The 13,087-nt window shown below is 66.6% G+C and carries 15 protein-coding genes; 9 read left to right on the plus strand and 6 right to left on the minus strand.

Annotated features, from left to right (window positions below):
• Positions 1-60 precede the first annotated feature (60 nt).
• The 9 genes from ABDB87_RS02880 to ABDB87_RS02920 are packed head-to-tail and all read left to right on the plus strand — an operon-like array spanning position 61 to position 7,499.
• Entirely contained in the window at positions 61-1,041 is a 981-nt protein-coding gene (locus tag ABDB87_RS02880; protein ID WP_345923936.1) for a dialkylrecorsinol condensing enzyme, read from the plus strand.
• On the plus strand, positions 1,034-2,167 hold the full coding sequence (locus ABDB87_RS02885; RefSeq protein WP_345923938.1) for a beta-ketoacyl-ACP synthase III: 1,134 nt from the start codon (positions 1,034-1,036) through the stop codon (positions 2,165-2,167). The genes ABDB87_RS02880 and ABDB87_RS02885 overlap by 8 nt, the downstream gene beginning before the upstream one ends.
• A complete protein-coding gene (locus ABDB87_RS02890; protein WP_345923940.1) occupies positions 2,167-2,571 on the plus strand; it encodes a DarG family dialkylresorcinol biosynthesis protein in 405 nt (134 codons plus the stop codon). The genes ABDB87_RS02885 and ABDB87_RS02890 overlap by 1 nt, the downstream gene beginning before the upstream one ends.
• Entirely contained in the window at positions 2,568-3,548 is a 981-nt protein-coding gene (gene darH / locus ABDB87_RS02895) for a BtrH-related acyltransferase DarH (protein ID WP_345923942.1), read from the plus strand. Before ABDB87_RS02890 ends, darH begins: the two co-directional genes overlap by 4 nt.
• Before the next feature lies 1 nt (position 3,549).
• Positions 3,550-4,473 carry an ABC transporter ATP-binding protein gene (locus ABDB87_RS02900; RefSeq protein ID WP_345923944.1) on the plus strand — a complete coding sequence of 308 codons (924 nt, stop codon included), beginning with the start codon at positions 3,550-3,552 and terminating at the stop codon, positions 4,471-4,473.
• Positions 4,473-5,627 carry an ABC transporter permease gene (locus tag ABDB87_RS02905; protein ID WP_345923946.1) on the plus strand — a complete coding sequence of 385 codons (1,155 nt, stop codon included), beginning with the start codon at positions 4,473-4,475 and terminating at the stop codon, positions 5,625-5,627. Before ABDB87_RS02900 ends, ABDB87_RS02905 begins: the two co-directional genes overlap by 1 nt.
• A complete protein-coding gene (locus ABDB87_RS02910) occupies positions 5,624-5,881 on the plus strand; it encodes a phosphopantetheine-binding protein (protein ID WP_345923949.1) in 258 nt (85 codons plus the stop codon). The genes ABDB87_RS02905 and ABDB87_RS02910 overlap by 4 nt, the downstream gene beginning before the upstream one ends.
• The gene (locus ABDB87_RS02915) at positions 5,878-6,936 is read left to right on the plus strand and encodes a beta-ketoacyl synthase N-terminal-like domain-containing protein (protein ID WP_345923951.1); all 1,059 of its coding nucleotides are present in this window, start codon (positions 5,878-5,880) and stop codon (positions 6,934-6,936) included. The genes ABDB87_RS02910 and ABDB87_RS02915 overlap by 4 nt, the downstream gene beginning before the upstream one ends.
• Complete coding sequence (locus ABDB87_RS02920) at positions 6,933-7,499, plus strand: hypothetical protein (RefSeq protein WP_345923952.1); 567 nt, start codon at positions 6,933-6,935, stop codon at positions 7,497-7,499. The genes ABDB87_RS02915 and ABDB87_RS02920 overlap by 4 nt, the downstream gene beginning before the upstream one ends.
• Positions 7,500-7,560: 61 nt before the next feature.
• Here the strand turns inward: ABDB87_RS02920 and ahpF are convergent, their stop codons facing one another.
• The 6 genes from ahpF to ABDB87_RS02950 all read right to left on the minus strand — a co-directional run bounded on the left by ahpF (position 7,561) and on the right by ABDB87_RS02950 (position 13,034).
• Positions 7,561-9,114 (minus strand): alkyl hydroperoxide reductase subunit F, encoded by a 1,554-nt coding sequence (gene ahpF, locus ABDB87_RS02925; RefSeq protein ID WP_345923954.1) that lies wholly within the window; start codon positions 9,112-9,114, stop codon positions 7,561-7,563.
• A 258-nt stretch (positions 9,115-9,372) separates the two neighbouring features.
• A complete protein-coding gene (ahpC, locus tag ABDB87_RS02930) occupies positions 9,373-9,936 on the minus strand; it encodes an alkyl hydroperoxide reductase subunit C (RefSeq protein WP_345923956.1) in 564 nt (187 codons plus the stop codon).
• 191 nt (positions 9,937-10,127) lie between these two features.
• Complete coding sequence (pxpA, locus tag ABDB87_RS02935; RefSeq protein WP_345923958.1) at positions 10,128-10,889, minus strand: 5-oxoprolinase subunit PxpA; 762 nt, start codon at positions 10,887-10,889, stop codon at positions 10,128-10,130.
• Positions 10,879-11,808: a 5-oxoprolinase subunit C family protein gene (locus ABDB87_RS02940; RefSeq protein WP_345923959.1), complete on the minus strand. Its 930-nt coding sequence runs from the start codon at positions 11,806-11,808 to the stop codon at positions 10,879-10,881. The genes pxpA and ABDB87_RS02940 overlap by 11 nt, the downstream gene beginning before the upstream one ends.
• Positions 11,801-12,487 (minus strand): 5-oxoprolinase subunit PxpB, encoded by a 687-nt coding sequence (pxpB, locus tag ABDB87_RS02945; RefSeq protein ID WP_345923961.1) that lies wholly within the window; start codon positions 12,485-12,487, stop codon positions 11,801-11,803. Before pxpB ends, ABDB87_RS02940 begins: the two co-directional genes overlap by 8 nt.
• 7 nt (positions 12,488-12,494) lie before the next feature.
• Positions 12,495-13,034, minus strand: coding sequence for a winged helix DNA-binding protein (locus ABDB87_RS02950; protein WP_345923963.1), 540 nt, complete (start codon positions 13,032-13,034; stop codon positions 12,495-12,497).
• Positions 13,035-13,087: the final 53 nt, after the last annotated feature.

A 13,087-nucleotide genomic window follows, 5' to 3' on the forward strand; every position in this document is an offset into this window, starting at 1 on the left:
CAGCATCCATGCTGTTAAAATCCCGCGCCTTGAGCATACAACCACGAGCACGAACTGGCGATGCAGACCGCACCGGAGGCCCATGAAGCGCCCGCGCACAAGCGCGTGCTGGTGCTCGCCTACTCGCAGACGGGGCAGCTCGCGGCAATTACCGACAGTCTCCTGGCCCCCCTGATCGCCGAAGCACGCATTTCGGTCAGGGTCGAAATCCTGCGACCCTGCAGCCCCTTCCCGTTCCCGTGGCCCCTGCTGCGTTTTCTTGATGCCTTCCCCGAATCGGCCCATCTGGCGCCCGGCGCAATCGAAGCCCCGCAATTCGCGCCGGAAGAGCGCTTCGACCTCATCATCCTTCCCTGGCAGGTCTGGTTCCTGGCGCCAAGCCAACCGGTGACGGCCTTTCTGAAACATCCCGCTGCGCGCAGACTGCTCGCCGGCAAGCCGGTGGTATCCGTGATTGCCTGCCGCAACATGTGGATGATGGCGTTCGAGAAAATGAAGGGACTGCTCGACGATTGCGGTGCGCGCCTGATCGACAACGTGGTCCTCACCGACCGGGCCCCCACCTTTGCCACGCTGCTCACGACGCCTGCGTGGATGCTCACCGGCCGGCGTGACGTCATTCCGGGCTTGCCGCCAGCAGGCATCGGGGAAGAAGAGATCCGCCGCTGCAGCCGTTTCGGCCGCGCGCTGCGCGACGCCCTGCTTGACGATCGCGAAGGCGGCAGCGCCCCGCTGCTCAAGGGGCTCCGCGCCGTTGAAGCCAACCCTCGCCTGCTGACGGGCGAGCGCGCCGGCACGCGCAGTTTTCTGGCCTGGGGCTACCTGCTCCGTGCCGCCGGCAAGCCAGGCAGCACGCTGCGCGCCCCGCTGCTGATCCTTTATCTGCTGTTCCTGGTCTTGATGATCCTGACAGTCCTGCCGATAAGCCTGACTGTCCAGGCACTGTTCCGCCCGCTGATGGCCGGGCGGCTTGCCGGGCACAAAGCCTACTTCGAACAGCCTTCCGGCTCGGGATCCGAGCGCCTCGCCCAATATGACTGAAGTTTTCATTACCCGTACCGCCGCATACCTGCCGCTTGACCCGGTCTCCAACGACGAAATGGAAACCGTGCTCGGCATGGCGGGCGGCAAACCCTCCAAGGCTCGCCGCCTGATCCTGCGCAGCAACGGCATCCAGCAACGCCATTACGCCATTGATCGCGACACCGGCAAGGCGGCGATGACCAATGCCGCGCTCACCGCAGCGGCCATCCGCAGCCTGGGTGACGATCTCGACGAGGTCGGCTGCCTGGCAGTGGGCACCTCGATGCCGGACCAGATGATGCCCAATCACGCAGTGATGGTGCATGGCGAACTCGGTTGGCCGCGCCTCGAAGCGGTGGCCTTCGCCGGCATCTGTCTCGCCGGAGCGGCCGCGCTCAAGCATGCCTGGCTCAATGTGCGCAGCGGCGAAGTCCGTCGCGCAGTGGCTACAGGTTCGGAGCTCGCATCGATCGGCCTGCGGGCCCGCGAGTTCGAAGCCGAAACCGAACATCAGCTCGCGATGCTCGAAACCCAGCCGCAGCTCGCTTTCGAAAAGGATTTCCTGCGCTGGATGCTGTCCGACGGAGCTGGCGCAATGCTGCTGGAAGACCGGCCCAACGGCCCGACGCCGCTGCGCATCGACTGGATCGAACTCTCTTCGGCGGCCCACGAGCTGCCGGCCTGCATGTATTGCGGCGCCGAGAAGGAAGCAGACGGCTCACTCGCGAGCTGGCGCGAAACCACGCATGCCGAACGCGGCGAACGCTCGCTCTTCTCGCTCAAGCAGGATGTAAAACTGCTCAACGAGAACATCGTGCGCGCCACGCTGGCCGAACCGCTCTCGCTGCTGATCGCCAAGCGCGGCCTGAAAGCGGACGCCGTCGACTGGTTTCTGCCGCACCTCTCGTCGCTGTATTTCGCCGCCCCCGTCGAAGCCGCGCTGGCCGAAGTCGGCCTGCCGATCCCGCGCGAGCGCTGGTTCACCAACCTCGTCACCAAGGGCAACACCGGCTCCGCCTCTCCCTACATCATGCTCGATGAACTGGTCCGCAGCGGCCGCGTGAAACGCGGCCAGCGCATCCTGATGTTCGTACCGGAAAGCGGTCGCTTCTCGAGCGGCTTCATCATGCTGGAAGCTGTCTGATGAAGATCGACGAGGTTCCACAGGAAGGCAACTACACCCTCGGCGGCCATCGCAAGGCGCTCTACGCGCGCGACGCCGAGGGTCGCATGGTGCTGGTGAGCTCGCGCGGCTGGGAAGTGGAAGAGATCGTGACCGATCAGGCCATCCACCGCATTGCCGGCCAGGCCGCCGAAGCGCATGCCCGTGTCCTGGCCGGACTGAGCGCGCCGCTGGAATACTGGATGTATGCCCGCCGCATGGATCTCGAGCTTCTTTCGCAGACGACCGGCCTGTGGCAGTGGCGCATCCGCCGCCATCTGCGCCCCGCGGTCTTCGCCCGCCTCTCGCCCCGCCTGCTGCAACGCTATGCGGAAGCACTCGGCCTCTCTCCCGCACAGATCTCCCGCCTGCCCGAGCAGCCATGACCTATCAGCACCAGCACGCCGCCCACTGCGAAAGCGGCACCGTCGCCAACCTGCTGCGCCACCATGGCGCGCGGATTTCCGAGCCGCTGGCTTTCGGCATCGCGTCGGGGCTCTCCTTTGCCTACCTGCCCTTCGTCCGCATCAACGGCCTGCCCCTGATCGCCTATCGTGCGCAGCCGAAAGCCATCATCAAGGGCGCGGCGGCGGCTTTCGGCACGCGCCTCCGTTTCGAGAAATTCGGCCGGGCCGATGCAGGCCAGGCCCGACTGGATGCACTGCTGGCCGAAGGCCGGGTGGTGGGGCTGCAGACCTCCGTGTTCTGGCTGCCCTACTTTCCCGAAACCATGCGCTTTCACTTCAACGCGCACAACCTGCTGGTCTACGGCAAGGACGGAGACGACTATCTGGTCAGCGACCCGGTCGCCGAAGATCCGCAACGCTGCGCCACCGCAGACATGACCCGCGCCCGCTTCGCGCGCGGCGCGCTGGCGCCGAAGGGACTGCTCTATTTTCCCGAGCGCATGCCGCAGGGCGAAGTCGACGCGGCCGCCGTGTTGCCCGCCATCCGCCGCACCGTGCGCAACATGCTCGCGCCCATTCCACTGATCGGCGTCCGCGGCATCCGTACGCTGGCCAAGCGTATCGCCGGGCTGGATCCGGCTCATCCGCTCAGCAGCCCCTTCATCGGCCATGTCGTCCGCATGCAGGAAGAAATCGGCACCGGCGGCGCGGGCTTCCGTTTCATCTATGCCGCCTTCCTGCAGGAAGCCTCCGTGATCACCCGGCGCCCTGCGCTCGCGACACTCTCCGATCAGCTGATGGACATCGGTGACGCCTGGCGCGACTTCGCGCTGGCCGCCGCACGCATGGTCAAGGGGCGCGATCCGCTCGATCCGCCCGCCATCGCCACGCTCCTGAGGGCACTAGCCGACCGCGAGGAAGCCTTCTTCCGCGCGCTGGGCGCGGCATGCAAATGACATGCTGACGGTCTCCGGTCTTTCCTTCCGCTACCCGGCTGCACAACAGGCAGCGCTGGATGGCGTTTCGCTGCAACTCGGGCGGGGCCGCATCACCGGTCTGCTGGGCCCGAACGGCGCCGGCAAGACCACCCTGATCGCTCACCTTGCAGGCCTGCTGCCCCTCCAGCAAGGCGACATCCGTCTCGCGGGCGAGCCACTCGCCGGGGCACGGGCGCGCAACCCGGTGCGGATCACGCTGGCGCCGCAGGAGTATGCCTTCTACCCCATGCTCACGGTGGCGGAAAACCTCGCCTGCTTTGCCTCGGTCTGCCGGCTCGAAGGCACGCGCAAAGCCGCACGGATCGCGGCCTGCATGGCCTTCACCCAGCTGGAGGCTTTCGCCAGCCGGCAGGCGAGCCAGCTCTCAGGCGGCCTCAAGCGGCGGCTCAACCTGGCCATCGCCCTGCTGCCCGAGCCCGAACTCCTGCTGCTGGACGAGCCCACGGTCGGCGTCGATCCCCAGTCCCGCGCCTTCCTGCTCGATTCCGTCCGCGCGCTGGCGGCGGCAGGCACCACGGTGCTCTACACCTCGCACTACATCGAGGAGATCGAAACCATCGCCGATGATGTTGTCATCATCGATCACGGCCGGGTGCTGCGCAGCGCGCCGCTGGGCGAACTGCTGGCAGAAGAAGGCCGTCAGCTGCATCTGCGTGCAGACGGCGACGACGCCGCGCTGCGCGCTGTGCTCGCGCCCTTTGGCCAGGTGGAGGCCGAAGCGGAGGGTGGATACAGCCTGCGCCTGGCTCCGGGTAGCTCGCCTGCCGGCGTGCTGGCCGCGCTCGAGGCTGCAGCGCTTCCGCTGCAGTCGGTGCGCTACGGCAGTCATGGGCTGGAGCAGCTCTTCATGCAGCTGACCCGCCGCAGCCTGAGGGACAACTGATGCTCGCAGCCCTGATCCGCAAGGAACTGCTCGCGCTCTGCCGCGACCCGCATGGTCTGGCCGCATTGTTCCTGATGCCGCTGGTCTTCATCGTGATCATGTCGCTCGCCCTGAAGGACTACTACACGCCTTCAACGCGGGAGCTGGCCTACGCCGTGATCGATGCGCCGCAGGGCGCCCATGTCGACACCCTGCTCAAGGCATGGCAGAAGCGCCGGGGGCAGCCCCAACCGGCCCCCGCCGACTGGCAGGCCGCCCTCGCGAGCGGCACGCTGCGCTATGTGATCCGCTTCGCGCCGGACTTCGACACGGCCATCGAGGCGCTGAATGCGCCGCGGGAGCAGAAGATCCGCCTGATTGCCGACCCCGGCCTCGAGTACGCACTGTTCCGCAATCTTGAATCCGAGCTTGCCGCCAGCGTCGGCGAGCTGCGCGCAGATGCTGTCCAGGCGCGCTTCAACGGACCCGGCCGGCCGGGCGCCAACGCCATCACCCGGCTGGTCGCGTCGGAGCGGCTCGACACCGGCGTGCGGCCCACGGCCGTCCAGCAGAACGTGCCGGCCTGGCTCGTATTCGGCATGTTCTTCGTCGTCACCGCGATTGCCGGACTCTTCGTGCAGGAAGCCGCCGAGGGCACGCTCTCGCGCCTGCGCAGCCTCGGGGTGCCTCGCCGGATCCAGATTCTCGCCAAGGCCCTGCCCTATTTCGGCATCAATGCCATCCAGGCGGCACTCATGCTCTCGGCCGGCGTCTGGCTCATGCCCGCACTGGGCGGAGACCGCCTGCAGCTCGCCGGCATCGACTGGTTCGCCCTGGTCCTCATGCTGGGCGCCATCAGCGCAGCCGCGATCGGCTTCGCACTCGCGGTGGCGAGCCTGGTGCGCAGTCACGCCCAGGCTTCGGCGCTGGGCGCCATGTGCAACCTGCTCATGGCCGGGATCGGCGGCATCATGGTGCCGGTCTTCGTGATGCCCCCGGTCATGCAGAAAGCGGCGGCCTGGTCGCCGATGAACTGGAGCCTGGAAGGGCTGCTGCAGATCCTGCTGCGCCATGGCGACGTCGCGGCCGTCGTGCCTGCAGCGGGCCGTCTGCTGGCCTTCGCACTCTTCATGAGCCTCGTTGCGGGGCTGCTCTTCCGTCGCCGGATGAAATGATGAAACTGATCGACACCCTCAAGACCCTGATCCTCGAAGCCTGCGACAAGGACGAGCCGGAAGGCGGACTCTCGCCGGACGAAATTCTCTTCGGCCCGGAAGCCCGTCTCGCGCTCGACTCGCTGGACGCCCTGCAGATCTCGGTCGCCATTCACAAACAGCTCGGCGTGCGGATTGCAGACAGCAAGGACACTCGCCGCGCGATGGCTTCGCTGGCGACGCTGGCGGCGTACCTCGGCCCGCGGCTGCCGTGACACGCGAGGTTTTCATCCAGGGCCGCGGACTTGTCTCCGCCCTCGGTCCCGACCTCCGGAGTGCGACAGCCTGCCTCGCGGCAGGCGGCGTCGCGCCCGGCCGGCTCTGCGGCCCGGACGGTTCCCCCGCCTGGCCCTACTTCGGCATTCCCGATGAAGACGATGACTGGCTCGCACGCGCGCACCGGCTGATCACCCGCGCCCAGGCCGAAAGCGGCACCGCCGACATCGACGCACCGCTGTTCATCGCCAGCTGCTCGATTCACATCGGCGCCATCGAAAGCAATCCGGCCCTGCACGGCGACTGCCTCGACTTCAGCGACACGATTGCCCGCTGGCTGGGCTGGCACGGCCCGGTCTACTGGATCTCCACCGCCTGCACCTCCGCCAGCAATGCCCTGCTGGCCGCCGCAGAGCGCATCCGCTCGGGCAATGCCTCGCAAGCCCTCGTGTTGGGCGTGGAACTGCGCAACCGCTTCACCTGCGGAGGCTTCGCCGCGATGCAGCTGCTCGATACCCAACGCCCTCGCCCGCTCGCGGCAGACCGCAGCGGGCTGGTGCTGGGCGAGGCAATCGGAGCGATCCGGCTCGGCACCGAACCCACGCGCTGGCGCTTGGCCGGCGGCGCAAACGTGGTGGATGGCCGGGATCCTGCCGGAGCTTCGACTGAAGCCGTAACCCGGATGACGCAGCAGGCCCTCGCGACAGCCGGTCTGGATGCCGGCGACATCGACCTCGTCAAGCTGCAGGCAGCCGGCAGCCCGGCCAGCGATCTGGCCGAGCTCGAAGGCCTGCGCGCCGCACTCGGCAAGCTGCCTGCGCTCACCAGTCTGAAAGCGGAGCTGGGCCATACGCTCGGCGCCTCTGGCGCGGCCGAACTGGCCCTGCTCACGGCCAGTATCGAAGAGGCCTGCTGGGCGCCGCCCCGCGCACCGGCCGACCCGGCGCTCGGCGCGCGCCTGTGCGACGAGGCACCACAAGCCCGATTCATTCTCCACAACATCCTCGGCTTTGGTGGCGGTCATGCCACGGTCATTGTGGAGGACTGTGCGTGAGCCACTGGCAGATCCTCGGTCGCTGCATCGCATCGCCCCCGCCGACGGACTGGCGCGAACGCCTGCTCGCCCGCCTGCGCAGCCGACCGCGCAGGCTCGGCAGCTGGTGCGAGCTGGGGCTCTTCGGCGCACTGGAGTGTCTGGCAGATGCTGGTGAAGACAGCCTGCCGGATCACGCACGCCTGAGCGTGGCAACGCGCTATGGTCCGGACCAGGCACTGCTGGGCGCGCTCCGCAGCGCGGCGGAGGATGGCCTGCCGATGCCGATGGCATTTCTGCAAAGCCAGCCCGGACAACTCATTGCGCACTTCTCCGCCGCCACCGGCTGGCTGGGCGACGGGCGCATGCTGGCTTGCCGGCAGCCCATCGATGCACTGCGCCTGAGCTGCGGGGCAGCGGAGGCAAGCGAGCTCCTGCTGGGCTGGCTTGACGAGCGCGAAGCGGCGGCCTGCAGCATCTGGCTGCGGCTGCGCCGCCTGCCGTCCTCGCTACTCGACACGCCGCCCCTGCCCGAGTCCGTAGAAGACTTCGTCAATCCGGACTTCCGGTTTTTCCGCGTCTGAAAAAAGTCGGGGCGAAGCCGCTTTCGCAGCTTCGCCCCTGCACCACCACGACCTGAAGGGATCAGGCAGCGGAGGTCCGGATCAGATGATCGAAGGCCGACAGCGAGGCCTTGGAGCCCTCGCCCATGGCGATGATGATCTGCTTGTAGGGCACCGTCGTGCAGTCGCCTGCGGCAAACACGCCCGGCAACGAAGTCTGGCCCTTGGCATCCACCTCGATCTCGCCGCGCGGGGAGAGATTCACCGTGCCCTTGAGCCAGTCGGTGTTGGGCACCAGACCGATCTGCACGAAGATGCCTTCCAGCTCGATGCGCTTTTCTTCACCACTGACACGGTCCTTGTACTTGAGGCCGTTGACCTTGTCGGTGCCGGTCACTTCAGTCGTCTGGGCCGAGACGATGATGTCTACGTTGGGCAGGCTGCGCAGCTTCTTCTGCAGCACGGCGTCGGCACGCAACTGGCTGTCGAACTCCAGCAGGGTCACATGCGCGACGATGCCGGCCAGATCGATCGCCGCTTCCACACCCGAGTTGCCGCCACCGATGACCGCCACGCGCTTGCCGCGGAACAGCGGACCGTCGCAGTGCGGGCAGTAGGCCACGCCCTTGGTGCGGAACTCCGCCTCGCCCGGCACATTCATGTTGCGCCAGCGCGCGCCAGTGGCCAGCACCACGGTCTTGCTCTTCACGACAGCACCATTCTCGAGCTTCACCTCGATGCCGCCATCAACCGGCACCAGGGCGCTGGCGCGCTGAAGATTCATGATGTCGACACCGTATTCCTTCACATGCTCTTCGAGTGCCATCGCGAGCTTTGGACCCTCGGTCGCCTTCACCGAAATGAAGTTCTCGATGCCCAGCGTGTCCATCACCTGGCCACCGAAGCGCTCGGCCAGCACACCGGTGCGGATGCCCTTGCGCGCGGCATAGATCGCGGCCGCCGAACCGGCAGGTCCGCCGCCCACCACCAGCACGTCGAAGGCTTCCTTGGCGGAAATTTTCTCGGCATCCCGCGCGGCAGCGCCGGTGTCGAGCTTGGCAATGATTTCCTCGATCGTCATGCGGCCTTGGCCGAACAGCTCGCCGTTCAGATAGACCGCCGGCACGCCCATGATCTGCCGGTCTTCCACTTCATTCTGGAACAGCGCGCCGTCGATCATCGTGGTCGACACGTTCGGGTTCAGCACCGCCATCAGGTTGAGCGCCTGGACCACGTCCGGGCAGTTGTGGCAGGAGAGCGAGATGAAGACCTCGAACGCGTACTTGCCCGGCAGCGCCTTGATCTGCTCGATGACATCAGCATCCACCTTGGGCGGATGACCACCGGCCTGCAGCAGTGCGAGCACGAGGGAAGTGAATTCGTGGCCCAACGGAATGCCGGCGAAGCGGATGCCCATCGGCTGACCGACGCGCTGCACGACGAAGGAGGGCTTGCGGGCAGAACCGGTGGGATCTTCCCGCAGCGTGATCTTGTCGGAGAGCGCGACGATCTCGTCCAGCAGCTCGCGGACTTCAGCCGACTTGGCCCCGTCGTCGAGCGCGGCGACGAGTTCGATGGGTTGCTGCAGACGGGTCAGATAGCCCTGCAGCTGGGTCTTGAGGTTAGCGTCCAACATGATCAGCTCTTTCTTTGGTCGATAGTCATCCGGCTCCGACTGCTAACCGGAGGCTGGAGGGTGTTGGGATCGGGGATGCCTGTCGGTCAGGCGATGTGTGGTCCGGCGCTCATGGGTGGCGCCGGATCCTTGCCGCTAGGGCGCTCTCTGGGGCTGGAGGGCGTAATCTGCAGCTCCTGCCTGTGCTGGCGGGCTGCAGCCCGCCGGCATTTTCCTGCGCCGGCCGGGAACCCGGCCAGCCACAGGAAGAAGGAACAATCAGATCTTGCCGACCAGGTCCAGCGACGGAGCCAGCGTGGCTTCGCCTTCCTTCCACTTCGCCGGGCACACTTCGCCCGGGTGCGAGGCCACGTACTGGGCAGCCTTCACCTTGCGCAGCAGTTCGCCCGCGTCACGACCGATGCCACCGGCATTGATCTCGACGATCTGGATCTTGCCTTCCGGATCGATCACGAAGGTGCCGCGATCAGCCAGGCCGGCTTCCTCGATCATCACGCCGAAGTTGCGGGTGATGGTGCCGGTGGGGTCACCGATCATCGGGTAGCTGATCTTCTTGATGGTGTCCGACGTGTCGTGCCAGGCCTTGTGGGTGAAGTGGGTGTCGGTCGACACGGCATACACTTCGACGCCCAGCTTCTTGAATTCGGGGTACAGGTCGGCCATGTCGCCAAGTTCGGTCGGGCACACGAAGGTGAAGTCGGCCGGGTAGAAGAACACGACGGACCACTTGCCCTTCAGATCGGCGTCGGACACGTCGATGAACTTGCCGTTGTGGAAGGCGGTGGCCTTGAAGGGCTTCACTTCGGAATTGATGTAGGACATCTGTCTCTCCTGTCTGAAAAACAAAGGGTGTTGAAGAACGGTTCCCATGGTACTGACGGCCGAAGCATTAATCTAATTCAATGCGCCAAAAGTTTTGATAGCGAAACCCTATCAACTATCCGCTTGGCTGAGCGCGGCCGGAACGCCGGACTCTACGCCGGCACCTGTGTCATGCACATGACACCTGTTCTTCAGAGCAGTTCCCTTGCCCTGACCCGGAAACCGTTTTCCTGCAGGGTCTGGCGGATGCGCGTGGCGAAGGCCAAAGCGTGCGCGCCGTCGCCATGCAGGCAGATGCTCTCTGCGCGCAATTCGAGCTGGCCGCCATCGAGCGTCGTGATGCGCTCACCGCGCGCCAGGGCGAGCGTCTGGCTCAGCGCCTGCCCTTCATCCTCGATCACCGCTCCCGGCTGGCCCCGCGGTGCCAGCGCGCCGCTCGAGAGGTACGCCCGGTCTGCAAAGACTTCGGAAATGCTCTCCAGCCCGTGCCGGCCGGCCGCCGCGATCAGCTCGCTGCCGGCCAGGCCCATGAGCTTCAGCGTGGGGTCGAAGTCGCGTATCGCCATCGCGATGGCGTCGGCCAGGGCCGGATCTTTCGCCGCCTGGTTGTAGAGCGCGCCATGCGGTTTCACATGCGCCAGCCGCCCGCCCTCGACGCGCACGATCGCCTCCAGCGCGCCGATCTGGTACAGGACAGCGGAATAAACGGAATCCAGTGACAGCTTGAGCTCACGCCGGCCGAAATGCTCCCGATCGGCATAGCCGGGATGTGCGCCAATGGCGACGCCACAGCGCAGGGCGGCCTGCACGGCCAGCCGCATGCTGTCGGAATCCCCCGCATGCCAGCCGCAGGCGATGTTGGCCGAGCTCACGCGCTCAAGGATCGCCGCGTCGTCTCCGCAACCCTCGCCCAGATCGGCGTTGAGGTCGATCTGAAGCTTGTCAGTGTCCATAGGCACTCCACTCGAATCGTCTCAGATGCTGCAGCCAGACCTGGCGCGCCGCCGCGGCGCCGGCGGCATCGGTCTGAACGAAATGCACGGATTGCCCCGGTCGTACCTGGGCAAGTTTCCACAGGTCGGCCTCGATCACGCTGGCGATGCGCGGATAGCCTCCGGTGGTCTGGGCGTCGGCCAGCAGCACGATCGGCTGCCCCGCAGGTGGCACCTGGATGACGCCCGGCAGCACCAGATGAGAGAGCAGGTCACGCGCGCCGCGGCGCTTGAGCACCGGCCCCTGCAGGCGACAGCCCATCCGGTTGCTCTGGCTGCTGACCTGCCAGCCCGAATCGAAAAAGGCCTTGCGCGCCGCGGGCTCGAACTGCTCGAACTCGGGGCCGGGCAGAACCCGTATGCCGGGCGCCCATTCGAGTTGCAGCACGCCACAGCGGGCCGTGAGTGCGGCGTGCGCGGGGCCCAGGGGCAGCCGGTCGCCGGCCAGCAGCGCCCGCCCGGCCATGCCACCGAAGCCCGCCTGCAGATCGGTGGCACGCGCGCCCAGCACTTCCGGCACCGCAATACCGCCATCCACCGCAAGATAGAGCCGCATCCCGCGGCGCGGCCCATTCAGGCGCAGACGCTGACCCGCACGAAAGGGCTCACGCCAACCGGACCAGAGCTCGCGATCATCGAGCTTCGCATCGAACAGCGCACCGGTCAGGGCCAGCCAGCCGTCCCGCTCGAAACGGATCTCGACCGGCCCGCACACGATTTCGAGCCCGGCGGCGCCCGGCGGGTTGTCCACCAGGCGGTTCGCCAGCACCAGCGAAGGCGCATCCATCGCGCCGGCCTGCGTGATGCCGAGATGCCGCAGGCCTTCCCGCCCCAGATCCTGCACGGTGTTGAAGCGGCCGGGGTTGAGGATCTCAAGCATGAACACGCTCCGCGACGAAGCGAACCGTGTCGCCCGGCAGCAGCAGCGAGGGTTGCTCGCGGCCCGGGTCAAACAGGCTCAGTGAGGTGCGGCCGATCAGCTGCCAGCCGCCCGGGCTCTGCGCCGGATAGATCCCGGTCTGCTCGCCGCCGATGCCGACACTGCCGGCCGGCACGGCCAGACGGGGTTCCGTCCGGCGGGGCATCTCAAGCTCGGGCGGCAGGCCGCCCATGTAGGCGAAGCCAGGCTGAAAGCCCAGAAAGAACACCGTGTACTCGGCCGAGCTGTGCGCCTTGACGAGCCGCGCCGGCTTCATGCCGACAAGCCTGGCGGCCTCCGCAAGATCGGGCCCGGCCTCGCCACCGTATTCCACCGGAATATGCACTTCACGCCGCGCAGGCGTTTTTGCCGAAGCACCGCGCCACAGCCGGCGCAGATCCGCCAGCACGGTGTCGGCGGACTCCCGCTGCGGATCGAACACCACACCGAGATTGTTCATGCCCGGCACCACGTCCAGGAATCGCCCGCCGGCCACCAGCTTTTCGGCCAGCCACCAGATCCGGCGCTGGCAGGCCAGACTCGCCGGTGCGTCGGAATGAATCACTGCGCAGCGCTCGCCCTGCAGGTAGAAGCGTGTGCTGCCGCCTCGCGCGCCCGGCTCGTTTGATGCGGATGTCATCTTCGCTTCAGGCAGATGCAGTCGACGCTGCCCGCGCGGCCTGGTCATAACGACCGGAGAGCGTGCGCAGCAGACTGGCGAGGTCCCCGATGCGGGCGTTGTCTTCCGCGCTGCCGGAGAAGGCTGGCATCAGCCAGGCTTCGCGCACGTCCCGATAGACCATGCAGACTTCGCGGCCTTCGGGCGTCACCGAGAAGAAGGATTCCTTGCCGTTGCGCGCGCTGCTCACCAAGCCCAGCCCGGCCAGCTTGCGCAGGGAATAGGAGACGACGTGCGTGTCTTCCACATTGAGCACGAAGCAGATGTCGGCCAGGCGTTTCTCGGTATTGCGATGCGCCACATGGTGCAGCACCAGCACATCGATCGGCGTCATGTCCTTCACGCCGGAGGCATTCATGCAACGCATCATCCAGCGCGAGAACGCATGCCACGCGATGATGAGGCCGAACTCCATCTCGGAGAGTTCGGGCGACTTGGGCGAGACCAGATGCTCCGACGACACGATGCGGACGCTCTCTCTTGCGGGTTCGGCCGGGTTCCTGACCATGTTTTTCCTCCTCGGTATTCCGGGTTGTGAGCCACCTTATACGGCTTGCGAAA

This window comes from Uliginosibacterium paludis, from assembly GCF_039631355.1.
Classification (GTDB): Bacteria; Pseudomonadota; Gammaproteobacteria; order Burkholderiales; family Rhodocyclaceae; genus Uliginosibacterium; species Uliginosibacterium paludis.